Origin of the sequence: Microcoleus sp. F4-D5, assembly GCF_036704885.1 — a bacterium.
Taxonomy (GTDB): domain Bacteria; phylum Cyanobacteriota; class Cyanobacteriia; order Cyanobacteriales; family Microcoleaceae; genus Microcoleus.
Genome location: NZ_JAUBSX010000034.1, coordinates 1 through 24,573, shown reverse-complemented (window position 1 = coordinate 24,573; position 24,573 = coordinate 1). Strand labels below are relative to the sequence as shown.

Annotated in this window: 23 protein-coding genes and 2 pseudogenes; 14 read left to right on the top strand and 11 right to left on the bottom strand. The window is 46.7% G+C overall.

The window, feature by feature from the left end; all coding sequences use genetic code 11:
• Nucleotides 1–18 precede the first annotated feature (18 nt).
• The 5 genes from truA (at nucleotide 19) to prfA (ending at nucleotide 3,751) form a co-directional block, all read left to right on the top strand.
• Complete coding sequence (gene truA / locus QUA80_RS17190; protein ID WP_333426354.1) at nucleotides 19–879, top strand: tRNA pseudouridine(38-40) synthase TruA; 861 nt, start codon at nucleotides 19–21, stop codon at nucleotides 877–879.
• Between the two features lie 86 nt (nucleotides 880–965).
• A complete protein-coding gene (gene rplM, locus QUA80_RS17185) occupies nucleotides 966–1,421 on the top strand; it encodes a 50S ribosomal protein L13 (protein ID WP_015178725.1) in 456 nt (151 codons plus the stop codon).
• Entirely contained in the window at nucleotides 1,421–1,834 is a 414-nt protein-coding gene (rpsI, locus tag QUA80_RS17180) for a 30S ribosomal protein S9 (protein ID WP_333426353.1), read from the top strand. The genes rplM and rpsI overlap by 1 nt, the downstream gene beginning before the upstream one ends.
• A 196-nt stretch (nucleotides 1,835–2,030) precedes the next feature.
• The gene (gene rpmE / locus QUA80_RS17175) at nucleotides 2,031–2,339 is read left to right on the top strand and encodes a 50S ribosomal protein L31 (RefSeq protein WP_333426352.1); all 309 of its coding nucleotides are present in this window, start codon (nucleotides 2,031–2,033) and stop codon (nucleotides 2,337–2,339) included.
• Between the two features lie 317 nt (nucleotides 2,340–2,656).
• Nucleotides 2,657–3,751, top strand: coding sequence for a peptide chain release factor 1 (gene prfA / locus QUA80_RS17170; RefSeq protein ID WP_333426351.1), 1,095 nt, complete (start codon nucleotides 2,657–2,659; stop codon nucleotides 3,749–3,751).
• A 15-nt stretch (nucleotides 3,752–3,766) separates the two neighbouring features.
• Here the strand turns inward: prfA and QUA80_RS17165 are convergent, their stop codons facing one another.
• Complete coding sequence (locus QUA80_RS17165) at nucleotides 3,767–4,204, bottom strand: hypothetical protein (protein WP_333426350.1); 438 nt, start codon at nucleotides 4,202–4,204, stop codon at nucleotides 3,767–3,769.
• Nucleotides 4,205–4,342: 138 nt separating this feature from the next.
• Between QUA80_RS17165 and QUA80_RS17160 the strand changes: the two genes are divergently transcribed.
• Genes QUA80_RS17160 through QUA80_RS17150 form a run of 3 tightly spaced genes read left to right on the top strand, consistent with a single transcriptional unit; the run spans nucleotide 4,343 to nucleotide 5,504 of the window.
• A complete protein-coding gene (locus QUA80_RS17160; protein WP_333121186.1) occupies nucleotides 4,343–4,708 on the top strand; it encodes a helix-turn-helix transcriptional regulator in 366 nt (121 codons plus the stop codon).
• A gap of 43 nt (nucleotides 4,709–4,751) precedes the next feature.
• Nucleotides 4,752–5,105 carry a helix-turn-helix transcriptional regulator gene (locus tag QUA80_RS17155; protein ID WP_333426349.1) on the top strand — a complete coding sequence of 118 codons (354 nt, stop codon included), beginning with the start codon at nucleotides 4,752–4,754 and terminating at the stop codon, nucleotides 5,103–5,105.
• A gap of 51 nt (nucleotides 5,106–5,156) precedes the next feature.
• On the top strand, nucleotides 5,157–5,504 hold the full coding sequence (locus QUA80_RS17150) for a helix-turn-helix transcriptional regulator (RefSeq protein ID WP_333426348.1): 348 nt from the start codon (nucleotides 5,157–5,159) through the stop codon (nucleotides 5,502–5,504).
• A gap of 265 nt (nucleotides 5,505–5,769) precedes the next feature.
• On the opposite strand, the gene QUA80_RS17145 is transcribed toward QUA80_RS17150, so the two are convergent.
• From QUA80_RS17145 to QUA80_RS17130, 4 genes and pseudogenes are all read right to left on the bottom strand, one after another.
• Nucleotides 5,770–6,231, bottom strand: a complete 462-nt coding sequence (locus tag QUA80_RS17145) for a hypothetical protein (protein WP_333426347.1) — start codon at nucleotides 6,229–6,231, stop codon at nucleotides 5,770–5,772.
• Between the two features lie 2 nt (nucleotides 6,232–6,233).
• Nucleotides 6,234–7,023: pseudogene (locus QUA80_RS17140) on the bottom strand (IS630 family transposase); the annotation flags it as partial.
• A gap of 60 nt (nucleotides 7,024–7,083) precedes the next feature.
• The gene (locus tag QUA80_RS17135) at nucleotides 7,084–7,809 is read right to left on the bottom strand and encodes an IS1 family transposase (RefSeq protein WP_333426346.1); all 726 of its coding nucleotides are present in this window, start codon (nucleotides 7,807–7,809) and stop codon (nucleotides 7,084–7,086) included.
• Nucleotides 7,810–7,873: 64 nt separating this feature from the next.
• Nucleotides 7,874–8,204 (bottom strand): annotated as a pseudogene (locus QUA80_RS17130) (helix-turn-helix domain-containing protein); the annotation flags it as partial.
• Nucleotides 8,205–9,125: 921 nt separating this feature from the next.
• Between QUA80_RS17130 and hemL the strand changes: the two are divergent.
• Complete coding sequence (hemL, locus tag QUA80_RS17125; RefSeq protein ID WP_333426345.1) at nucleotides 9,126–10,424, top strand: glutamate-1-semialdehyde 2,1-aminomutase; 1,299 nt, start codon at nucleotides 9,126–9,128, stop codon at nucleotides 10,422–10,424.
• A 431-nt stretch (nucleotides 10,425–10,855) separates the two neighbouring features.
• Here the strand turns inward: hemL and QUA80_RS17120 are convergent, their stop codons facing one another.
• Together QUA80_RS17120 and QUA80_RS17115 are read right to left on the bottom strand one after the other, a co-directional pair.
• Nucleotides 10,856–12,064, bottom strand: a complete 1,209-nt coding sequence (locus QUA80_RS17120; protein ID WP_333426344.1) for a glycosyltransferase family 4 protein — start codon at nucleotides 12,062–12,064, stop codon at nucleotides 10,856–10,858.
• A gap of 108 nt (nucleotides 12,065–12,172) precedes the next feature.
• Nucleotides 12,173–14,485 (bottom strand): IMS domain-containing protein, encoded by a 2,313-nt coding sequence (locus QUA80_RS17115; protein WP_333426343.1) that lies wholly within the window; start codon nucleotides 14,483–14,485, stop codon nucleotides 12,173–12,175.
• A gap of 446 nt (nucleotides 14,486–14,931) precedes the next feature.
• Here QUA80_RS17115 and pdhA point away from each other — a divergent pair, with 446 nt between their 5' ends.
• From pdhA to QUA80_RS17100, 3 genes are all read left to right on the top strand, one after another.
• Complete coding sequence (pdhA, locus tag QUA80_RS17110; protein ID WP_333426342.1) at nucleotides 14,932–15,969, top strand: pyruvate dehydrogenase (acetyl-transferring) E1 component subunit alpha; 1,038 nt, start codon at nucleotides 14,932–14,934, stop codon at nucleotides 15,967–15,969.
• A 235-nt stretch (nucleotides 15,970–16,204) separates the two neighbouring features.
• Entirely contained in the window at nucleotides 16,205–16,657 is a 453-nt protein-coding gene (locus QUA80_RS17105) for a clan AA aspartic protease (RefSeq protein ID WP_333426341.1), read from the top strand.
• Between the two features lie 574 nt (nucleotides 16,658–17,231).
• Nucleotides 17,232–18,413 carry an NAD(P)/FAD-dependent oxidoreductase gene (locus QUA80_RS17100; RefSeq protein WP_333426340.1) on the top strand — a complete coding sequence of 394 codons (1,182 nt, stop codon included), beginning with the start codon at nucleotides 17,232–17,234 and terminating at the stop codon, nucleotides 18,411–18,413.
• Between the two features lie 56 nt (nucleotides 18,414–18,469).
• Here the strand turns inward: QUA80_RS17100 and QUA80_RS17095 are convergent, their stop codons facing one another.
• From QUA80_RS17095 to QUA80_RS17080, 4 genes are all read right to left on the bottom strand, one after another.
• Entirely contained in the window at nucleotides 18,470–18,970 is a 501-nt protein-coding gene (locus QUA80_RS17095) for a hypothetical protein (RefSeq protein ID WP_333426339.1), read from the bottom strand.
• A 67-nt stretch (nucleotides 18,971–19,037) separates the two neighbouring features.
• Nucleotides 19,038–20,135 (bottom strand): M24 family metallopeptidase, encoded by a 1,098-nt coding sequence (locus QUA80_RS17090; RefSeq protein WP_333426338.1) that lies wholly within the window; start codon nucleotides 20,133–20,135, stop codon nucleotides 19,038–19,040.
• Between the two features lie 152 nt (nucleotides 20,136–20,287).
• Nucleotides 20,288–21,376 (bottom strand): galactose-1-phosphate uridylyltransferase, encoded by a 1,089-nt coding sequence (galT, locus tag QUA80_RS17085; RefSeq protein WP_333426337.1) that lies wholly within the window; start codon nucleotides 21,374–21,376, stop codon nucleotides 20,288–20,290.
• Between the two features lie 209 nt (nucleotides 21,377–21,585).
• Entirely contained in the window at nucleotides 21,586–22,077 is a 492-nt protein-coding gene (locus tag QUA80_RS17080; protein WP_333426336.1) for a helix-turn-helix domain-containing protein, read from the bottom strand.
• Nucleotides 22,078–22,298: 221 nt separating this feature from the next.
• Between QUA80_RS17080 and QUA80_RS17075 the strand changes: the two genes are divergently transcribed.
• On the top strand, nucleotides 22,299–23,153 hold the full coding sequence (locus QUA80_RS17075; RefSeq protein ID WP_333426335.1) for a hypothetical protein: 855 nt from the start codon (nucleotides 22,299–22,301) through the stop codon (nucleotides 23,151–23,153).
• A gap of 62 nt (nucleotides 23,154–23,215) precedes the next feature.
• On the top strand, nucleotides 23,216–24,571 hold the full coding sequence (locus QUA80_RS17070) for a hypothetical protein (protein WP_333426334.1): 1,356 nt from the start codon (nucleotides 23,216–23,218) through the stop codon (nucleotides 24,569–24,571).
• Nucleotides 24,572–24,573 lie beyond the last annotated feature (2 nt).

Below are 24,573 nucleotides of genomic sequence, written 5' to 3'. Positions count from 1 at the left end.
GTTGGAGATTTGTGATTTATGACTGACAATCCAAAATCCCCAATCGAAAATCCCCAATCGATACAGCGCGTTGCTCTGGTGATCCAATACCTCGGCACTAACTTTCACGGTTGGCAGCGACAGCCGAACCAGCGTACAGTACAAGAAGAAATTGAAACAGCAATATCGACTGTTCTGGAACGCCCGGTAACGCTGCACGCTGCTGGGAGAACCGATGCGGGAGTTCACGCCGCTGCTCAAGTAGCCCATTTTGATGCCCGCGGCCCAATTCCGGCTCACCGCTGGGCAAGCGTTCTCAACTCTCGACTGGCAAAAGATATTTTAATTCGAGCTTCGGCAAAGGTGGAACCTACCTGGCACGCTCGGTTCTCAGCCAGTTGGCGGCGCTATCGCTACACCCTTTATACAGACCCGACCCCTAATTTGTTTGTGCGTCCTTTTGCTTGGCACTGCTACCGGCCCCCTGTGGATGAATCTTTGATTCAGACAGCTTTGACACCGCTCATCGGGCGGCATCACCTGGCTGCTTTCCACCGCGCGGGGTCTGCCCGCCCCCATTCCTGGGTGGACGTGCAAGCTGCAGAGTGTCAGCGTTCTGGGCCTCTTATCTATATTGAGGTTCAGGCGAGCGGGTTTCTGTACGGGATGATGCGGCTGCTGGTGGGGTTGCTGGTGCAGGTGGGTAGCGGGGAAAGGCCGATCGACAATTTCACAGATATCTGGGTCAACGAACGCCGAGAAATGGTAAAATATGCCGCTCCCGCTCAAGGTTTGTGCCTGCTGCGGGTTGGCTATTCAGAATTTCCATTTCCCCCAGATATCTGGTACGACACTCAGCCAAAATTAGTCATGAGTCATGAGTCATTAGTCATTAGGTAACTACTAATAAAAAACTAAGGACAACTAACAATTAAAAACTGACAACTGACAACAGACAACAAACAACAGACAACAAACAACAAACAATGAACAAAACTTACGTCCCTACTCAAGACTCCCTAGAGCACAAGTGGTACGTGGTCGATGCCGCCGACCAGCGGCTGGGCCGTCTGGCAACAGAAGTTGCCATGTACCTCCGGGGGAAACACAAACCGACTTACACTCCTTCTATGGATACCGGCGACTTCGTAATAGTCATCAATGCTGACAAAATCGCTGTTACTGGCAAAAAACGCACCCAGAAAATCTACCGCCGCCATTCTGGAAGACCGGGCGGCATGAAAACAGAAACTTTTGCCAAATTGCAAGCACGTTTGCCCGAAAGAATTGTCGAAGAAGCTATACGAGGAATGCTGCCTCACACTTCTCTGGGCAGACAACTGTTTACTAAGCTGAAGGTGTACGCTGGTCCCAACCACCCGCACCAAGCTCAAAAACCAGAAGAATTAATTGTTCACACGATTCCCGGAGGAAATGAGTAATGCAAGCAACAGATACATCCGGTCGCGCTGTGTACTGGGGTACCGGCCGCCGCAAGTGTTCCGTAGCGCGGGTGCGCTTGGTTCCCGGCACAGGCATACTGACTGTCAATGGTAAAGATGGGGATTTGTACCTGCAATTTAACCCTACTTATTTGGCTCTAGCTAAGGCCCCTCTGGAAACTTTGGGTCTGGAAAATGAGTACGACATTTTGGTAAAAGTCGAAGGCGGTGGCTTGACAGGCCAAGCTGACTCGATTCGCTTGGGTGTCGCTAGAGCGCTGTGCCAATTAGACCCGGACAACCGCAAACCCCTCAAAATTGAAGGCTATTTGACTCGCGACCCGCGGGCAAAAGAACGGAAAAAGTACGGTTTGCGGAAAGCTCGCAAAGCTCCTCAATACTCGAAGCGCTAATCAAGGGAAGAAGGAAGAAGGAAGAAGGAAAAGCAAAAATTACATCTCCAGTTTTGATCTGGCTTTTTTGAAGTTTATTTCCGATTCCTGATTCCTGGTTCCAACAGATATAAGGCAAAATTCCTGCTGTTGTTGGTGTACAAGTCACGCGGCAGCTAAAATGGTTGTAAAGTCAAAAATTAGAGAGTAAAAAACAATGGCGAAAGCTGGCATTCACCCTGAGTGGTATCCGGAATCTCAGGTTTATTGCAACGGAGAACTGGTAATGACTGTTGGTTCGACTAGACCAAAGCTTCAAGTTGATGTCTGGTCAGGAAATCATCCTTTTTATACTGGCACTCAGAAGATTATTGATACTGAAGGTCGTGTGGAACGCTTTATGCGGAAATACGGCATGACCGAGCTAGAAATGCCGAAGGCAGATGCTTCCTCTGGACCGCTGAAAATGGAAGAGCCGAAAGCAGATGCTTCTAAGGCTGCTGGTAAAGGCAAAAAGAAAAAGTAGCCGGATTGTCATTTGTCCGCAGTTTGTTGAGATTAGTTCTTCTACTGACAACTTACCGCCCTCGGATTTTAGATTTTAGATTGAAGACTTGCTGCGGCTGGCAGTAGAGTTCGATCGAGATTCGCTCCTAACTGCTCTTGAGTTCTAAAATCTAAAATCTAAAATCTAAAATCTAAAATCGATCCGCCCTCGGATTGGAGAGTTGAGATTGAAGACTTGCTACGGCTGACAGTTGAGTTCGATCGCGTAGAGTTCGATCGAGATTCTATCCCAACTGTTCTTCAAATCTAAAATCGATTGAAAAAGGACAACTGACAATGGCTGAATCTTATTTGCTGGATAAATTGAAGTCGGTAGAGCAAACTTTTAATGAGTTGACTCGCCGCATGGCTGACCCGGATGTGGCTAGGGACAATCAAGAGTTTCAACGGGTAGCTAAAGCTCGATCGTCCTTGGAGGAAGTGGTCGATACTTTTGCTCTGTGGAAAACCGCTCAGGACGATTTAGTAGGCGCTAAACAAGTTCTGAAAGAGGCAGCAGGCGATCGAGATATGCAAGAAATGGCTGCGCTGGAAGTTCAGGAACTTGAGTCGAAGCTGGAGAATTTGGAAAGTCGTTTGAAGGTTTTGCTGCTCCCCCGCGACCCGAACGATGACAAGAATATTATGCTGGAAATTCGGGCGGGTACTGGCGGAGATGAGGCTAGTATTTGGGCTGGAGATTTGCTGCGGCTGTATACCCGTTACGCTCAAACTCAAGGCTGGCAGGTGAAGTTGGTGAGCGAGTCGCTGGCGGAAATGGGCGGGTTTAAAGAGGTGATTCTGGAAATTACAGGCGACAGCGTTTACAGCAAGCTGAAGTTTGAGGCTGGAGTACACCGGGTGCAGCGGGTGCCTGTGACTGAGGCTGGCGGCCGGGTGCATACTTCGACGGCGACGGTGGCTGTGATGCCGGAGGTGGATGATGTGGAGATTCACATCGATCCGAAGGATATTGAGATGAGCACGGCTCGATCGGGCGGCGCTGGCGGTCAAAACGTGAACAAGGTGGAAACTGCTGCGGATTTGTTTCACAAGCCGACGGGAATTCGGATTTTCTGTACGGAGGAGCGGAGTCAGTTGCAGAATAAGGAGCGGGCGATGCAGATTTTGCGGGCTAAGCTCTACGAGATGAAGTTGCGGGAGCAGCAGGATGAGGTGAAGTCGCGGCGTTTGGCTCAGGTTGGTACTGGTTCGCGATCGGAGAAGATTCGCACTTACAACTATAAGGACAATCGGGCTACCGACCACCGTTTGGGGGAAAATTTCTCGCTCAATACTGTTTTGGAAGGGGATATTGAGGGGATTATTCAGACTTGCATTTCTCAGGATCAGCAGGAACGTTTGGCTGAGTTGGCTGCTTCTACTAATTGATGGAGTGATGGGGGACTAGGCGCATTGTTTGCTCAGCCTCAGTTCCCTTGTTACGCGGGAGATATGGTTGAGTAGGGCTTCCCAAATTGCATCGGCGGTCGCCACTGGATATTTGAAATGTTCGAGGTCGTATTGTACAATGACTTCTAGAGGTGCTAGGATTTGCTGGTTTCGACAACTGGCAATTGCTGCGATCGCCTCTTGTTCCCATCTGGCAAATAGTCTGTAGCTGAAAAAAGAACTGCATTTTTGTCCTTTTTTGTTCAGGTAAACGACTATTACTTGATGTTGTTTGGGGTAGACTTTGACTATGCGGTTGACGGGCATTCTCAGGGCTTCGGCTGCTTCCATTTTGGAGATTTGCCAGCACTGGGGTTTTAGCCAACCGGAGGCTGTAAGGCTTTGGCGTGTGTGACTGGGCTTGTGAGTTTTTAGATTGCGTCTCTTGGTCATTGCTATTTCTCCTAAATCCGTTTTCAGTAAAATTAAAAATTTCAATCTAATTAAAAGAATATTTGTTAAATCTTCTCCTGTCAAGCAAGACAGGTAAATTTGTTGGTACACAAGTAAACTAGGAATTGTGGTTATCTCGTGGCTGATACCGTGGACGCAGAAGCTAAGAAAAAACTGAGTGAGGTTGTTAAATTAGCGCGGGGCTCGATGAGTCTGACTGCTTTTGGCAAGCTGTTGGGAGTTTCTGCTGCTTCTGTCTTGTATTGGGAAAAGGGGCAGGTAATTCCAGATACGAAAAATTTGACTCAGATTGCGACAAGAGCAGGCTTTACGATGGAAGAGCTCATGGCTCACCTCGAAGGCAAGCCGGTGCAGGAACCTCTGGATACCAACGAGCTGCTTAAGAAAATTCAATGTATGCCACTGAGTGACTTAGCAGTGATTGTTCGAGCTGGTATGGAGCGACTGGCTGCTGCTGCTGTAGCTTCTGGAAAGTATGGTTGATGTTCTGTAAACTGGGAATTGTGGTTATCTGGTGGCTGATACCGTGAACGCAGAAGCTAAGAAAAAATTGATCGAAATTGTCAAACTAGCTCGCGGTTCGATGAGTCAGCGGGCATTCGGCAAGCTTCTGGGCGTCTCTGCGACTGCGGTTGAGTTGTGGGAAAAAGGTCAGAGCATCCCAGATACAGAAAATTTGGCTCAGATTGCTGTGAGGGCCGGGTTTACACTTGAAGAGCTACTCGCTCATCTGGAAGGCAAACCCATGCGTGAACCGATAGATACTAACGATCTGCTGAAAAAAATTCAATGTATACCAATTAGTGAGTTAGCCGTGGTTGGTAGAGCCGTGATGGATAGACTCGCGGCGGCGGCTGAGTCGTCTGGGAAATATAGTTGATGTATCACTTCGTAAGTAGACAGGTAGATACGGTTGAGTAACCTTCGAGTCGTGAACATCCAAAATAGGCAAAAACTTAGCGAAATCATCAAAACTTCTGGCGAAACAATGATTCAGCGAGCGTTTGGTAAGCTTTTGGGCGTTTCCGCTACCGTTGTTCAGCTTTGGGAAAGGGGCGATACGGTGGCTGATACTGAAAACTTGGCTAAGCTCGCTGCCAGAGCTGGTTATTCGATGGAAGAACTTCTGAGATTTTTGGATGAGAAGCCAGTGTCAGATCCGTTAGATATTCAAGATATTGTCAATAAAATTAGGTTCTTGCCTCTGAGTCAGGTGGCGCTAATTGGCAAAGCTGTAGCGGAGAGATTCGCTGCATCGGCTGAGGCTGCTGGGGAATGAGTTAGGACCGATCGCGATCGCCCGTTTTGCAGAAGTAGATCCCGATCGCCCTTAAAAATTTCCACAACTCGTGCATATCACAAATCAAGTAATTTGTCAAGGCAAAATCTACTTGATTACGGAGTCCGATCGCCCTTATGGACTTAGGCACTCCAAGCAAAGAAACCGGGTTTTTTACCGAATCTGCGGGATACAACGAAGTATTTTCGTAAAAAACCCGGTTTCTGGGCCCTATGCGATCGCCCTTAGGAAAAAACCACTCGCCCTATCCCTGACTCAATATGTCTAAAAATTCTCGGACAATGCGATCGGGTTCTTCTGTGCATCTGTTAGCGTCGCAATAGTGGATGATGCTGATACCGTGAGATGCAAACAGGCGATCGCGCCTTTCATCTTTTTCTGTGTCGGGATGCGATATTTCCAGAATACCCCATTTGCCTTGGTGGAATATGAGGAAATCTGGTTCTTGGTTTTGTCGCCCGGAGGGTGTGGTGAGGCGGGCTTTGGAGTTGGGGAAGAATAGGGTGTTTGTGGGATCGAGCGCTTCGGCTATTTTTACTTGTTCTTGGCTGTGAAAGCGCAAATCATGCCAGTGATAAATCCGTTCTTCTCTGCTCGACAAAATTCCCTGGTTATGTGCGTCTTCAGCCTTGATAATTTCATCTGATTCTTCAGCCTTGATAATTTCATCTGATGCCGTCTTATTATCAGTTATAAGCTGTTGCACATTTAAACTGTGATACAAGCATTACCCTTATTTTTGATTTTGCGACCCCATTTAATTATTAATTGTCCTTCATTTAAGAGGCGGTGCAATAAATACTCTAGTTCTTCAATAGATGTAAAAAGTCGATTGGCAATATATTCTTTTGCCGAATGCCATACTAATTCAATTAAGTTATAGTCGGGGCTGTATTCGGGGAGGAATTCTAAATGAAGGTTAGGCATTTCTGTTTCAATTATTTTCAGGTACTCTTCTTTCTTGTGAAAACTAGCATTATCAAGTATCATCACTATTTGGGCTCCTTTTTTCGCAAATTCTGAGGCTCGCTCTCCTGCTGATACCATTCATTAATTAGCTCTTCATAAAAGAGTTTTAACACTCGATGAAAATTAGATGAATTGCCTTTTTCAGGAACTCTACTCACCTTTTTTTATCGGAATCTCTCACTCTTACCATTACATTAACTCTGCCTTTTCTTCTGTATTCTCTAACCTTTTTTCGGCTGCCTTTTTTACACCAGTTCTTTCTTCTGGTGACTCTTAAACTAAATCCACTCTCGTCCCAAAACCATACCTGCAATCGTTCTGGCGATTCTTTTTCTATTTTTAAATACTCTGCTATCTTTATTTTAAACGCTGTTATTTTTTCGGGATTTCTCTTCGACTCTAGGCTATATTTAGCCCAGATGTAAACATACTTTTTTTTGTTTAATATCCTCCTAACTTGTCCTCCACTTAATTTTATTCTTGTGGATTCCTCTAAGTATGTTGCTAATCTCTGCGCTGTCCATCGTCCGGTAGTGCCCTGAAGGAAAGGATCGAAAGAATAAAACTTAATTCAAAGAAAAGTAGACGTTTAGAGTTGTAAATTAGCATTGTAATGATGTACAAAGCGCCAAATTGCAGCAAGATGATTTTCTAATTTTTTAGAAAAGGCTAAGCTCTTTCTTACCAACCCTTGATACTCGTTGTCGAATAGTACAGTTGAAGCGCTCGATATAGCTGGTACAACCACTATCTTTATCCACACGGCGCGATGACGTTTGCTGGGTAATACAGAATCATAAGCACTCCAATGGTCGGTATAAATTACTGCACATTGACGGTACACTGGTGGCATTGAATTCCATAAAGCTTGAGCCGATACTGCACTACGATCTCCAATATGTACACCAACAATTTCTCTAGTCTGGGCATCCAATGCCAGCCAGACCCACTGCTGATTCCCTTTATTATCAACGAATGACCATAACTCATCCATCTGAACACTCAAGGGATTTTTTTGTTTGGCAGTCACCTCCACTTGCTTCTTAACAGCAGTAGCTTGACTATTAACATATCGCTGCACTGTATCTTCTGACACTTGCAGTACCCGAGCTATTCCCGCCTGAGAAATACGTTCAAGTAACATCCGTGACATTAATTCCTTTTGTTCTTTTGTAATAGACTTCCATGCCGGATTCAAAACAAATTGACGACCACATTCTCGGCATTTATAGTTTTGTTTGTGATGTCGAGTTTTACCGTTCCTACTAACTTCTTTTGAACCACAATTAGGGCAACAATGAATTTCTAATGTCATATCACGCTATGGCAAACACTTCTCTAATCATAGCTTACTCCGATCCTTTCCTTCAGGGCACTACCCATCGTCCAAATTCATATCCTAATTTTTGAGGGTCTTTCTCTATAGTTTTTAATAATATTTCAAGATATTTGTCTGTGGCTTTTTTGTGATTGCCCTTAATCCTTTCATCTATTAGACTTTCTAGATTGTTGGGGTCTCCCTTCATACACTCTTTTAGATACTTTGTTTACTGAACAACCCAAAAAATCAGCAATTTTAGATTGAGTCTTGCCGTCATTGAGCAATAATAAAATTAGAATTCTTTCTCTAATATTTGCCTTTTTTTCCTCTCTTAAGGCTTTTTGTAGTTGATCTATTTGTTGGGGATCGAGATGGTTTTTAGCTGGCATTTTTGTAGAGATTGACTAAACTCATTTTTGATTATACCCTATTTAAAGGCACAACAGCTTACATATTCATGTTTACATATTTTTAGATAGTTTTTTTTGTACCTACCTGCTTATTTGGTCAATACTAAGCAATTCAAAAACTGGTTCACAAGCTGCTGGTATTCTACTTTATCAACCTGGAATAAGCTCTATGTCGGTTAATTGTTTGAAGTTATGAAACCGTGATTTTGGCAACATATAAATTAATAATGTGTCGGACATGAAGCATCGTTTTGAGTAGTTAAATAACCTAAAAATGTTAATAAATATGAGATGATTTTACTTCAAAAATCTGTTATATTTTGATTGCAACACTGTCAAAGCCTTATGTAATCGTTGGTTTCTCGCTCCCTGGCATTTGAGGGGAACGCAGTCAGAAATTAATATTATAAAGATTTTGAGAGTGCTTGAAGAGGTCTAATGGGTGTGTTGGAAACGCGGTGTGTACTTTGATAAAGTCAATAAAGATTACACTTCGGAAGTATGCCCGGAGTGTGACACCTACACCGACAAAAAATAACTGAAAGAACGAGTTCATCATTTCTATGAGTGTGGATACACCACTCATAGAGATGTAGCAGCAGCTCGAGCGATGGGTAATCGCGGATTGTCTGGGGAGGGACGCTTCCTGGACAATAAAGAAAATGTCTGTGGAGATGGTCTGAGGGGGACTGGTAACAGTCTAGTTAAGAATCGAAGAGACAAGAAGAAGGGTGGAAACGCGCCCTCTGAGGCCCGCCTTGTAACATCCTTTGAGAATCCCCCGTCTTTTAAACGGGGGAGTACGTCAATAACATAGTTTCCTTAAATAGACCTAACCTTTATGCTGAACTGGCTATAAAATTATTCTACCCACAACAGACGTTCACTAAGGAGAAAACATTGGTTTCCACAACCTTGAAAACCACCAAATCAGAAGAAATTTTCGCCGCTGCCCAGAAGTTGATGCCAGGTGGCGTCAGTTCCCCCGTCCGCGCCTTCAAATCCGTAGGCGGACAGCCCATCGTCTTTGACAGGGTAAAAGGAGCCTACATTTGGGACGTTGACGAAAACCAATACATTGACTATGTAGGCACTTGGGGCCCGGCCATTTGCGGCCACGCCCACCCGGAAGTCATCAAAGCCCTTCACGAATCTTTAGAAAAAGGTACGAGTTTCGGCGCGCCATCGGTGTTGGAAAACGTGCTCGCCGAAATGGTCATCGATGCGGTTCCCAGCATTGAAATGGTGCGATTCGTCAATTCCGGTACCGAAGCCTGTATGGCCGTTTTGCGGCTGATGCGAGCCTTCACCGGACGCGATAAAGTGATTAAATTTGAAGGCTGCTATCACGGGCACGCCGATATGTTCTTGGTAAAAGCCGGTTCCGGCGTGGCAACTCTGGGTCTTCCCGACTCCCCGGGCGTGCCGAAATCAGTTACCGCCAACACCCTCAACGCTCCCTACAATGACTTAGAAGCAGTCAAAGCTTTATTTGCCGAAAATCCGGGCGAGATAGCAGGCGTAATTCTCGAACCAGTGGTGGGGAATGCCGGTTTTATTACCCCGGATGCTGGTTTTCTCGAAGGTTTACGGGAAATTACTAAAGATAACGGTGCTTTGTTAGTTTTTGATGAAGTAATGACCGGTTTCCGCATCGCCTACGGCGGAGCTCAGGAAAGATTCGGCGTTACCCCGGATTTGACTACTTTAGGTAAAGTTATCGGTGGCGGTTTGCCGGTGGGAGCTTACGGGGGAAGGCGGGATATTATGGGGATGGTGGCTCCTGCAGGCCCGATGTATCAAGCGGGTACGCTTTCGGGAAATCCTTTGGCTATGACTGCTGGGATTAAGACTTTGGAATTGCTGCAAAAACCCGGCACTTACGAACAGTTGGATAAGATTACCAAAAAACTGTCTGACGGATTGCTAAAAATTGCTAAGGAAACCGGACACGCAGCTTGTGGCGGGCAAATTAGCGGGATGTTTGGCTTGTTTTTTACGGCGGGTCCGGTTCACAATTACGAGGATGCGAAGAAGTCGGATTTGACGAAGTTCAGCCGCTTTCACCGGGGAATGTTGGAGCACGGTATTTATCTGGCTCCTTCGCAGTTTGAGGCGGGATTTACTTCTTTGGCTCATACTGAGGAAGATGTCGATCGAACTTTGGCCGCCGCTGGCGAAGTGATGGCAAGTATTTAAGGTTTGTAGTAAGGACTTTAGTTCTTAAAACTCAGGAATGAATGATTGAAGTCCTTGCTGTTTTTTGCAGTAAGGACTTTCATTTTTAAATGATATTAAATCTGCGTTGAAAACGCCTTTATGGCAATACTTCCAGGATTCGTAAATTTTTTATCCCACCCCAAGCCTCCCCGAACCCGCTTGCTAAAGAGTCACAAATTTACATAATGATGCGAGTATTGCTATATAAGACAATACCCTTGGGATAAGAACACTCTGATATCCTTTGATAGGTCTGTATTTCTATAAATTTGTGAGAGTAAATGTGTCCGATCTCGCTAACCCAAACTTATTGTATCAGCAATTAAAACGATTTAAAAATTCATTTAAAACTTGAGTCAAGGAGATCCGGACAACTGCTAAATGCCTAGGTAGGGATTGAAACGCGCCAACTACAAAATTATTGGCTCAAAAATAGATTTGTCCATCCTCTCGCTATTTCGATCTCCCACCATAACCTCAAGCAATCGATCGACTGCGTGTCTCCAAGTAAAATTTTCAGCTACAAAACCCGGGCCCGCAACTCTAGCTTTCGCAGCCCATCCAGCCTGTTCGATCGCCCCCTGCATCAAATAACTCAAATGTTCCCACTCAGGAGCTAAGATAAATAACGTTTCTCCGTCGATCGCCACAGCCGTAAATTTACTTTCGATCCGCTGTGCAAAGTCCGATCGCGTAAAATCATCAGTCGGGCCGCCCTCCGTGCAAATAACAGGCAAACCGCAAGCTGCTGCTTCCAACACCGGCAGATTAAAACCTTCTGCTAAATACGGAGAAACATAAGCATCTGCTGCTTGGTAAAACTCAGCTATTTGAGCAAAAGATAGCTGGCTACCAGTATAAATTAATCTCGCTAAAACTCTCGCTCTTTCCGCATCGTCGAGCACAACTCGGCAGGCTTCTGCAATCTCGTCTCTCGACGGATAAAGCAGTTCTGAACCTTTTAAAACTAATCGGGCATGAGGATATTTGTCAACTACGGCAGCGAAGGCTTTTAATAAAGGGCGAATGCCTTTGCGATCCGTTTGTCCTCCGATGTTTAAAAATATAAAATAGTTTGACCAGCCCAAGCTTTGGCGCAGCGATTGACGCCGATCGCCCGAGAGAGGATAATAAATCTCAGGATCGACTCCCAAAGGTACGACGGCAATGCGATCTGCCTCAACACCGCTGCGAATTAAACCGGCTTTTGACCAGGCTGAAGGTGTAATAATTTTCGTGTCTGAGTTAACGGGGGTTTGGGCGATCGACTTAACACCCATCGCCTGTAATACTGAACTGGTAATAATCCCCCATTCTGTGGCTGCAAATACCCAAGTTTGAGCGCTGCTGGAGGCCGAGAAGTCCCAAGGGCAGTACATTCGCAGGGTAACATCGGCTGACTGATTTACCGCAGGGCCTTTAATGCTGCGGAGTAAAGTTTCATTTTGGCGATCGAACAAACTAATTTTCGTCTCCCAAGCTGCGTCTATGTAGGGCATATCGCGGTGGAAAAGCTCAATTTGTTCTCGCGGGCGAGCGAGCATTTCCAGTAGTTGAAATTGATTGGCTACGCAGTAGGAATGATAAATAAAACGCCAGCCTTCAACAATAATCTGCAATTCACAACTCCCGCTTTTGGGATTAAAATTTTAACTAACAATCAGAAATTGGTAATTAGCAACTAGCAAGCAGAAATTACCAATTACCAATTACCAATTACCAATTTCTTATTTAAGCACTTGCCAATCCATAATCCGCCACTGTCCATCTTGGCGGATCAATTCGTAGCGCACGCGCAGGTTTTCGTTGCGGGAAGAAACTAGCCGATCGGCATCGAACACTTCGGCTTTTTCCGCGACTTGGGCTTCTACTTCAGCGCGATCGGGATTAGTCGGATTCGTCTTGACTCCATTAACTTGCAGCTTGTGTCCGTAACGCTGGTGCGCGTTGTTTCGCTGTTGAGCTTCTGCCATCAATTGCCAGCGAGACAAAGCCGGTTCTGTCAGAACTTGCTTTAATTCTTCGACAGCGTGGTTGGGACCCAAAGCTGCTGCTTTCGCCGACAGCCAGCTTTGAACAATGTCTCTTGCTGCTGTCTCAGTCATTTCTCCCGACACCGGGGCCGCGGCGGTCTGGTCTGGGATCGCGGAAACAGCGGGGATTTCTACGGGCGGTGCTTCCAGGCCGACGAGGGCTTGATCTCCTTGGAGGGATGGGCCCGAGAGGGCTTGCAGGGCGCTCGCCAACAGACTGAGTATTAACCACAGGAGTAACAGGCTGAGGACACCTGCGACTAGAAACAAAGCCAGCCTATTTGGAGGCATGGACTTGACTTGGGCGGTAATTTCTGTTGCCTTGGTGCGCGCCCGATCGACCAAATCCCCTGTTAGCGCCTTGCCCGTTGCTCCGCTGCGCCCTGAATGTTGGCGTCTGCGTTTGGAGGTGGAGTCTGAGGGCCCTCCCGCCGTAGCTGTTGGGAGAGAGACGGCGGCAGCAGGGTTCGGCGCGGTCGCCGCAACCTGAGATTTCGGGCTGGAGGCGGCGGTGGACGTGTCGACGGGTACGGGGGTCAAGGTGACGGTACTGGCTCCCTGCTTGGCTGTGGGTGGCTGTGGGGGTGCGGGCGGGCGAGCGCCGAGGGGTTGCAGTCGCCCCTGGGGCTTGCCCGAGCGGGGCTGCACGACGACCCATTCGTTGGCGGTTTCTGTGTCAAGCGGCAAAGCTTCCAGGTAAGCTTGTACTTTCGGGTCGGCAAAGTAATCTTTCAAGGAGACTGACTCGTTGGCCAAGTCGCGGAAATGGGGAAACACTTCCTCTTGCAGCCAGTGTTCGGCGTACAAGCAAAGTCCGGGCAACAAATCGGGAGAATCTTGGGAATGTTCGCGGATGAACGCGAGGGGTTCTTTTTCCGAACTCAGTTCGAGGGCTCTGCTGGCTTCTTCTGTCTGGCCAAGCAGCAACGAGCACACGGCTTTTTCCAGGTGAACGTCTTGGCGGCGGCCGAGCTGCATCAGCATCAGCTTGGCGCGGCGGATCATCGATGGCTGTCTGGCGGCAAATCCTTGGGCTAACAGGGTGTATACCGAGAGGTAAGTGGCGACTGCGGAGGGGCGGCCAGCTTCAGCTTCAAATAAGGTCTGCTGCTCGCTGCTGGTTAGGTGTCTGCGCATTTGCTGGACGAAGCGGAGGAAGTCTTCTATTCCTAAACCCGATCGATCGTCTCCCGATCCGTCGATGCCGCCCCGTTCTTGGAGCATTTCTCGCAGGATTTGCAGTCCCCGGCGACGCTCGGCGACTTTTTCTTCGGGTAGGGATAGTAGCTCTAAAATGTTGTACGGACGGAGTTTGTATATGTCGGCTTGCATTTCACCCCTCACGCTTGGAAATAGGCTTTCGCGCAGCAGCAATTCTTGGCCTGCTTCTAATGATCTTGCGGCATTTTCGTACTGACCTTGCTGCCATTGTTCGCGACCGAGTTCTAGACAGGCAAGGCTGACGGTTAAAACTATATCTGGCCGCACGAGCTGAGGGTCGCCGAAACGACCTTCGGCGATCGCGATGCTGCCATTGTTAAGATACGGGCGACCCAGCTTCTGTACGAGTTCGTATTCCCCCAGTTCTTGCAGTACGAGCAGGGCTCCTACGAATTGGTTGTCATCGATTTCAATACTTGGAGTGTGGGGATCGGGAGCAGCCTCTAAAGTTTTGGACTCTGGCCCAGCGGTTTCTCCTGCGTCTTGCAGGAAGGTGGCCGTGCCTGCTGAGGTTTTCGACCTCTGGTGCTTGGCTTCGAGTGCGGCTTCCGATTCTCGATCGTAAGTTTTGGCTAAAAAACTGGCATCGTAAGCTTTGCGCCCCTCTGAGTCTGACAGAACGGCGCAGGCTTCATCGAGCAGTTGTTTGCGGGCGACGATCGCCACTTCGGAATACTCCCTGCGCGGAAGCTGTAAAGTTCGATCGCGGTGAGCCTGCTGCAACTGTTCGGCAGTAGCTTGAATCGGTAGACCCAAAATCCGGTAGTAATCTAGTGGAATTAACACTGTCCACTTCCCCAAAGCGCTAGCAACTGAATTAGCCTATCTTAAGTGACATACTCCCGCAAACCAAATCAAAAATTCTGGTGTTGGCTTCCAACCGCCCCATTCACGGTATGTTGGACTTGCCGTAGAGATCCTCTGATTTTTTTCCGTCTACAGCGTTTTACAGTGAGGAAAATGCACGGCCCCACTGCCCCTGAGCTCAATGAGTTGTTTGACTCTTGAACATTTTCGGGTTTGAGAGTAATGGAATTATATCATTCGTTGGCATCGGGTTTCGATGGGAGTTGGTTCTCCGACTCGGGCCAATCCGCCCTGCCTGCCCTACTCATTTTAACAATTGGTGAACTGCTGCACAGAAAAGGTGCGATCGTTTTCTGCTGCGGTTGTGTCCCATCTCGGTTTAAATTTAGATGTCTAGGAAGCCGATCGTCGGGTATTAATTATTTATGGTTCAGGAACGGACTTTACCAGTTTTTGACGCGCAAAGCGTCAACCTTTCTCGGGATGAGGGCTTGATGCTCTACGAGGATATGGTCTTGGGGCGCTACTTTGAAGACAAGTGTGCTGAGATGTACTACCGGGGCAAAATGTTTGGTTTTGTCCACTTGTACAACGGTCAGGAAGCTGTCTCTACTGGCGTGATTCGATCGATGCGCCGGGATGACACCGATTACGTCAGCAGCACCTACCGCGATCACGTTCACGCTTTGAGCGCGGGCGTGCCGGCGCGAGAAGTAATGGCGGAGTTGTTCGGGAAGGAAACTGGTTGCTCGAAGGGCCGCGGCGGTTCGATGCACATGTTTTCGGCCGAACACCGACTGTTGGGAGGTTATGCTTTTGTGGCTGAGGGGATTCCTGTAGCTACGGGGGCGGCTTTTCAATCGAAGTACCGGCGCGAAGCTTTGGGGGATGAGAGTTCCGATGGCGTGACTGCTTGTTTTTTTGGCGACGGTGCTGCAAATAACGGGCAGTTTTTTGAGTGTTTGAATATGGCGGCTTTGTGGAAGTTGCCGATTATTTATGTTGTGGAAAACAACAAATGGGCGATCGGGATGGCCCACGAGCGAGCTACTTCTGACCCCATGATTTACAAGAAAGCTCATGCTTTTGGCATGGCTGGCGTCGAGGTTGACGGGATGGATGTTTTGGCCGTGCGGGAAGTGGCGAAGGAAGCTATAGCGCGGGCGCGCGCCGGCGAAGGGCCGACTTTGATCGAGGCTTTGACTTATCGCTTTCGCGGGCATTCTTTGGCAGATCCCGACGAGTTGCGTTCTAAGGAAGAGAAGGAATATTGGTTCCCCCGCGATCCGATTAAGAAGTTGGCTGCTGATTTGATCGATCGAACTTTGGCAAGTGCTGAAGAATTAAAAGAGATCGAAAATAAGATTCAAGCAGTAATTGATGATGCGGTAGATTTTGCAGAGAAAAGCCCCGAGCCCGATCCCAGTGAATTGTATCGATTTATCTATGCTGAAGATGAGTAAGCTGTTGTGCATTTAACTTGTATGTTTAGGGCGGGCATCCTGCCCGCCCCACAAGAGTGATAGATCCCCGTAGGGACACGGCGAAAGCTGTTGTCCCTACTGCACTTCATAAACCTGCGATCCGCTGTAAGACTTACGCACAGACTTTACTTGTAGGGCGATGCACACCGCACCTTACTACCATAAATTAAAGCTAGAATCACAGGTAAACTTTCTAGACGAAAAGAGAGGCGATATGATAAATCTCGATCGAGATCTAACTCAATCCAGCAAAAATATCGGTGCAGTTCGAGTCAAAGTCAAGCTAACGAATGCCATTGATGAAGATTTAGTCAAGAGTGGATTGCTCAATCCAAATCTGTTGCGGGTGTACGAAGCAGAAGCACTCATAGATACCGGTGCAGTACGCACAGCTATTCCTGTAGAAGTCTGCGAACACCTGGGTTTAAGAATTCGGAGTCAGGAAATAGCAAAATATGCCGATGGCCGACAAGAAACAGTGGGATTGACTGGGCCTATTATCATTGAAATAGAAGGGCGCGAGACAATTGAGCCTGCAATGGTTTTAGGCGATATGGTGCTAATCGGTCAAACTGTGTTAGAAACTTTAGATTTGCTGGTAGATTGCAAAAATCAGCGTCTAATTCCCAATCCCGAAAATCCCGAAAGGCCTGTATTGAGAGTTTAACAATCAATCCAGCTTAAATACCTGCTTTATTTATTATGTTCGAGTGCCGGTGCGCCATGATGCCAGCATTTTTAATCAGCACAAATTCAACGGTTTACGCAGGCTTGTAAATGTAGAGCCATTTTTGAAACTCATCTTGTATTAGAGACTTTTTTTCTATTTTTTAAGCTGAGATACATCAATTTTTTGAACTTTATTGAGTTGATAAATTACAGTCCAGATATCAGATTAAATCTTCATCCGAACCGACGGTGGCGATTTCTAGATCGACTCGAGCGAATCCTAAAAACTTTTAGTTTCTTTTGATTATTATCATAACTTAGGGTAACACTATCCTACTACATTATTTACAGAAATTTGACCCCGGGCGATCGTTGAAGCTATAGTTGCTATGCAAGCTGGTTACAGGTTGCGATCGCGCCCGCCTTCTTTTGCAATAGGTATCTTTTATTGATTAGTGCGCAAGTGTATTATTATCAAGCAGAACCTACATCATCTCACACGAAGCGCGATTAGCTTCGCTAGTGCTTAAGGCAATCGCTTTCGTGGCTGCTACTTTTAACCGTATTTAAAAATGAGTGAAACCCCAACTTTCGATATCGCCATTATTGGTGCAGGACCAGGCGCACTATGTGCAGCCCATGGGCTAGCCAATTTAGGTTTTTCGGTAGGCGTGTTTGAACGAGCTAGAGCTTTACGTCCCATCGGCGCTGCCCTAGGGTTGGCAGAAGCGGGGTATAAGGCATTGGCTCTCATCAATGCGGATCTCGCTACCCAAGTTCGTTCCTTAGCTGCCAACCCACAGCGACAACTGCTGATGAGACCCAATGGCGAGGTTCTGTTTTCTGATGAATCGCCCTTGGCGGGTACTCCCTTCACTTGGCTAGCGTGGTATAACCTACAAAACTCATTGCACAACACGCTGCCACCTACGGTATCCGTTCACCTTAACCATAAGTTTGTCAACTTCACTAAGGTCGCCGATCCGTCCAAGACTCCGTTGCGTTTGCACTTTGAGAATCAGCCCGATGTTGGTGCACGACTGTTAATTGGTGCCGATGGGTATCACTCAGCGGTTCGCGGTCTTACCGTGGGAGATGGTGCGCCTCTGTACACTGGAACCATGACTTGGCGAGGAATCTTGCCCCGTCAAATCCTAGCCTCCCTCGCTGAACCCTTTGCAGAAGGGGCTGGTTTTCAACTGGTGGTCGGAGACCAGAAAAATTTTTGGATTATGGATGCAGGACCCGAGGTACTGGCTTGGACAGGGACTGCACTCCATCCGACTACAGAGAAGAGTACCGATGTTTTAGCTATGGTTCTCCAAGTTTTTGACCAATGGACTCCCTTTGTTGAAAGGGTGATTCGAGCAACTGACCCTACCACCATTGTGGAAACTGGCGTGTTCGATCGGGAACCGGTATCCCAATGGGGGGATAGAGAGAGAATAACCTTATTAGGGGATGCCGCTCACCCGATGCGACCGTCCTTAGGATTAGGGACTACTATGGCATTTGAGGATGCTGTTGCTTTAACAAAAAAACTCAAGGGGCTGAACTTGCAGGATACTGCTTCTGTTGCTCAAGCTCTTACGGACTATGAAGAGGAACGGATTGCGATCACTGCACCGTTACAACTCAAAGCAAGGCAAGGAGGAGAAGCATCCCATGCCCCGGACGTAGCTGACCAACTCAAGGCAGGCTTTGAATTAGCCTTAGCTGCTCGCAGACAAAAGGAGATGACCGTATCGGATTAATTCACTTGCTCCCACATTTTGAGGAATTGGATTTTTTGCATTAGTGCTAGATGGAGTTATAAAATCCTCAACCAGCCAATTACTAAAAGAAAGATTAAGTTGGCTGACCAAAACAACAGCAGTATCCACAGTAAGCCCTGCGCTACTAGATCGCCAACCTTACCGCTTGGATCGCTCATCCTTAAAAAGTGTTGACTTTGCCACAGTTGCCAAACTCGAAATGTAGTGTAAAGGGTGCCGATGATGACTAATATACTAGAATAAAAAACGCGACTGAAAATTTGCTCGCTGACAATTTGAATGGCCAGAACTAACAAATAAAATCCAAAAACAGTCCGCAGTTTGGGGTGACGTATCCACACCAAAAATGCGACTCCAGGCAAGAGCAAGCCAATCACGATCGCTAGCTGGAGCCAAATCTGCACAAAACTCCGCTCCGCCTCGCTGTAGTCGATCGCGGCTTGAACCTGCAGGAGATTTGCGACCATCAGCCAACCGCTCAACAAAGTCATGAGTGTTGCACTGACAATAAATGAAAGTATCGTTTTCCAGGTCATGATGGCTCGACGATCGCACCTGAGATGAAAATAGAGCGACAAGTTAAATGGACAATGGTCGATCGCTTCATATTTCCAGCGGCATCGGGCGCAATCTTCCCTCTACTTCTACACTCGGCCAATTGCGATCGAATGTCAAATTTTCCAACTTTCCATCGCTGTGAATTACAAATGTATCCTCAATTTTTGCTCCCGACAAACTCGGATTCCAAGCCACTGCCATATTTTCTGCTAAAATATCTGAAGTAGCCGGATTCGCCACAATTTCCCGCGCCAAATATCCGGTTGTTCCGCCTTGATGGTGTTCCAGAATTGCTTGAGGATATCCGTGCTGTTCGTAAGTTTTTTTAAGCGTAGCATAAACCGCATTTAGCGAGACTCCGGGCTGGCAAGAATTCAGCGCTGCGGCTTCAATTTCTCTGACTGTTTGGTGCAATTCATCATCCTTTGGTTCCAGGAAATCGAAACAGACAAACCTGGTTAAATTCGCATACAAACCGCCTCCCCTGGCGCAAAATACTAACATTGCTTGTCGCCCAATTTGTTCGGCGGTTGCTGTGGCGTGGCGGTACAGCGGCAAGCGCCTTTCTCCAGCAACTAATGTCAGGGCTGGATGCAAACCTCTGGCCCACAATGCCTCTGCACCGGCTCCCGCTAGCTGATATTCTGTCCATGTTGGTTTGGCTGCGGAAAGTACCTCTGTCATCGCTTCGCTGGCTAAACGCCCGACTCGCCGGTACCGCTCTAATTCGCTTGACATCATTGTCTGTTTGCGGGATTGTAAAGATGCGATTATTGGCGTTTCTTGGGAATTTGGCCGATCGCTCATCACCTTACCGCCACCAGTAATTTCTTTGACAAAAGCTTCGCGCTGTGAAACATCTGCCCAAGGATAGATGTGCATTTGAAAGTTGGCTGGCAATTCTTCATCTTGCAAGCGCTGGGCTTCGATTTCATCGGTGAGAACCCAAGCGTTTTCGGCGGTAATTAATATTTCTGCAACTCCGGTTTCTGCGGTTAGCAATACTGTGTGGGAACCGCCGGCTGTGGCCCAGGCAAACCAGTCTGTACCGCGCAAGCGAAGGGCGATCGCTTTTGTTTCAGTTAAGGCTTTGCGGATGAATTCGAGTTTGCTGTCAACTTCAGGGTTTAATGAGTTTATCATTAGCTTTATTGCATCTAAATTAGATTTTTAGGGCGGGACGCCCACCCCACGAAGAAGGAAGAAGGAAGAAGGAAGAAAATCACAGATTTTAGTTAACATTTCCTAAATCAAAAATCTACAAAATCTAAAATCTAAAATCTAAAATCTAAAATCTAAAATCTAAAATCGATAGATACTGCTTGCAATTCTTTAGCTTTTTCTTCGGGTAAAGCGTCGTTGGCAAACATTCCGGCAGCTAGTTCGGTTCCTGCTAGATATTTTAACCGATCGCTCGATCGATAGGGCGGATAAAATTGGGCGTGCAAATGCGCTTCAGGATGCGGTTTTCCGTCTGTCGGGCCTTGAAACCAAGCCATCAAATAGGGAAACGGGCGGTGCCACAAACCGTCATATTTGAGGGTGACTGTTTTTAACGCTTTAGCGAGCGATCGGCGCTGTTTTTCGGTAAGATCGATAAATGTAGCAGCGGGGGCGATCGGGGCAATCCACACTTCGTAAGGGTAGCGGGCGCAAGCGGGGACAAAGGCGATCGCCTCTTCGTCTAAATAAATAATTCGCTGTTTGTCAGCAATCTCTTTTTGAATCAAATCTGCCAGCAAACCGCTACTGTTTTTTTTGTAGTAAACTGATTGACATTCTAACATCCGCGCGGGCACCGGAGGCACGAACGGATAAGCATAAATTTGACCGTGGGGATGGTGCAAAGTTACTCCTACTTCGACGCCGCGATTTTCAAAAGGCAAGACGTATTGAATTTCGGGATTGCTGCCGATAACTGAAGTGCGATCGGCCCATACTTCTAATAACAATTCTAAGTGACTTAACTCCAAAGCACCGAGGGAAGCATCCGGATCTTGAGTGAAAACAACGACTTCGCAAATCCCGTTAGCGGGCAAAGTTTCGACAATACTTGCAGGTGCGTTTTTTGCCTGCAAAGTCAACGAGGGAAACCGATTGTCAAAAACTGCTACGTCGTAATCTCCCGGCGGCAATTCTGTCGGAAATTTGGGATTAATTGTAGCAGCCAGCGGGTTGTATTCCGGCGGCGGCATGAAAGTTCTTCCCTGACGGTGGCTGGCGTATGCTACCCATTCCCCCCGCAAAGGATGCCAGCGAAAGTGCGGGTTGGCCTGTACGGGTTCATTGCTGGGACTTACGGCCGCGATTCCTTCTGGGATTGGGTAGCGGCTGTAGAGTGTGAGTCGGCGGCCGTCTGGTTTTAGCAATGTTTGGACGTACATTTTGGTTGGGCGGGCGATCGGTTTTAATAGATGTTAGGAGTATAACTTCGTGCTTGGAGAATTCGCCCCTATCTAAAGTCGCAAATTATGTTAAAAAGATCCTCGGCGGTTGAAACCGCGTCTTGTCAAACAAAGTCCGCTTTCGCGGACTGAAGAATAAAGGAGGTATTTAAGTGTGATTTGTTATGAGGAGTGCGATCGCACTTTCGTTAGTTTTCACCATTGCCATTGATATCAAACTTTTCTATAATGGGAATCTCTGAAGGTGAGGATGCTACGATTCGCAGGTTGATATCAACTAGGATTTGATTTTTATCAACAACTACATTTGCTTTTTTTATTAAGAATTTTATTGGTAAACAATCGCCTGATTCAGGTTCGGGAGATGGCTGAGTTTTATATCCTGCGTCCTCCAGCCATTCACAAATCTTCCTCCAGTTTTCTACCTTTTCATCAGCTTTACCTACAAGATTTTTTACATATTGGTATAAAGTATTACAGAAATCTACGGCAATTCCCTTGGGGTTTTTACTGAGCCTTTCGGCAATTTCGGCGGGACTGTAGCCGCAGAGTAGACCCCGTAGATGTTGTTTCTCTGTGGGCGTGAGTCGCTTTCCCTTGGCGGATGCTAGGTCTGTGTAAAGAGTTTCTAAGTCCCAGTCGCGGGCAGCTTCGGAGAAGCGATCGTTAGAGGATGCCATTGCAGGGGATAGGTTTCTGGATTTTTTATAATCAAAGTCTAACACAATTCCTAATGCTTATTAGTTTCTTTGTTAAGGGTAGTTAGATTAGTATCAGGGAAAGCACAATCGTGATTAATTTTACACAGAAAATTCGGGGAAGGCTCACTGCTGCGCGGTAGAGTTTTCTGCTGGACAGAGTTATCAACACAAACTCCTCATAATTAGGTATTTACCCGTAAATGTTTAACCACGAATACAAAAAAGAGGCACAAGAGAAACTGCGCCGTGCAGTAGAAAAGTACCAAAGAGATTGTGAATATTTACAAAATGCCGCTGGAAGTCTTTATCAAACGCGAGTTAATCGTGGAGTTGAGATTATCCAACTATGCGAAAATTACATTAACACGTTGGCCAACTCGCCAAAAGAGTTTAGCAAAGTCGTTACAAAACTGAAGTTTCAGCTCAAGGAAATTACGGGCAAAGATTGGGATCTAATTTATGCGGCTCATAACAGCAATGTAGCCGCAGCAGCAGGTGGTGCAGGAGTCATGGCTGGAGCAGGAGTTGCCTGTTTTGGGCCAGCAGCAGCAATGGCAATTGCCACAACTTTTGGAACAGCCTCAACAGGTACTGCGATTGCTTCTCTTTCCGGTGCAGCCGCCGTTAATGCTGCTTTAGCCTGGTTGGGAGGTGGCGCTCTTACTGTGGGTGGTGGCGGTATGGTGGCTGGAAATGCACTGCTGGCACTAGCAGGGCCGATTGGCTGGGGGATTGGTGGTGTAGCTTTGGCTGGTAGTGCTTTTTGGACAAGTAGCGAGAATGAGAAAATTGGGAGAGAAGCTACTAACCGCGCTATTGAAATTGAAGGTGACACAGCTAAAGTCAACATAACAAAGAAAGAAGTCAATCTTCTGGAGGGGGAAACTGTCAAACTAGCTAACTTGATTCACGGTGAACTGCAAAACTTTAAGCACAATGCACCGTTGAATTACCTGGATTTTAGCCCCTCTCTCAAAAAAAAGCTGGCGAATTTAATCAATTCCATTAATTCGCTGAGCGAGTCACTTAAAAAGACCGTAGACCTGAAAATGTAATTATAATTTTGAGTGCAGCATTAGGCTCTAGCAATTAGGGAGTAATGCTGCAATTTTTTAAAATGGAAAAAAGAGAAGATAGACATCTAACAACTCAATTAGTTGCTGCAATAGTAGCAGAGGAAAATCTGCGTCAGGCAGAACAGCTTGCCACGGAACTCAGTAAACAAGACCGAGCTTTTTTTGCAGCGGTCGGGGAGATTGATAAAGTTCGTGATTTTGTAGGTAGCCCCGAAAAAATTCTGGGAAACACAAGCACAAAACACGGTGAAATCGCTGAGCAAGTGGAAGTTGGTATTCGCAATGCAAAATCTTTTTTAAATTCCTCTGAAACTCGCGCTACTTTTGAGGGAGTGGGTAGAACAGCACCCGAAGATTATTTAATTGATGGTATTAAAGTACAGTCTAAATTTGTGAATGGAGTTGGCAATAATTTAGACCACGTTCTCGACCACATGAAGAAATACGAAAACTTTGGCAGAGATGGGTCATATTACCATATCCCTAAAAACCAATATGAAATTATTGATAAAATCTTGAAAGGAGAGCAAGTCGAAGGAATCACCGGCCGCACTGCCCAAAAAATTCAAGAAAAAGCTCAAGAAATAGAGCAAATGTCGGGTCGTACTTTCAGTGAGACTGTTCGAGCTGGATCGTCTAACTATGAAGATGTGCAAATAGGCAAAGTTAACGAGACTCTCGATCGCAGAGAGCATGAATTAAAGCAAGAAAGCAAACAAATTAAGGATGGGATACGCGACGGCGCTCGACCTACTCTGATTGATTTTGGTCAGGTTGCTGTTAAAGGCGCGGTTATTGGGGGTAGCATTCGATTTGCTACTAAGCTTTACGCCAAGTTCAAGCAAGGTAAAAACGTTTTTAAGGGCGAATTAACCCTCGAAGATTGGCAAGAAATCGGACTCGATACTGCAAAAGGAGCGGCGCTCAGTGGTATATCGGCAACGGCTATTTATGGGTTAACCAATTTTGCCCAAATGTCTGCACCTTTAGCTGGTGCTTTTGTTAGTGCGGGCATGGAAATTGCTAGTTTAGTGGGTAGTTTGAATCGAGGAGAAATTACTCCCGATCGATTCGTTGAATTAAGTTTGTTTGCTTGTGCTGATTCAGCCATTGTTGCTGCTGGGGCTACTGTCGGACAAGCTTTGATTCCGATTCCTGTTATTGGGGCAGTTATTGGCGCGATCGCAGGTCGAATGGTGACTGGTTTCTGCAAGCAGTTATTGGGGGAAGACACTCATCTTGCCCGACAAGTGGAACAATACTATCAACAGTCCCTCGCTCAAATCGATCGAGCGTACAAGGCAGTTGTTGCTAATCTTGTTGCCCACATTCCGCACCCCAAACTGGCACATAGTCGGATTGAGGGGGTAAAAGTGAATCACCCGAGACAAGGGTGAGT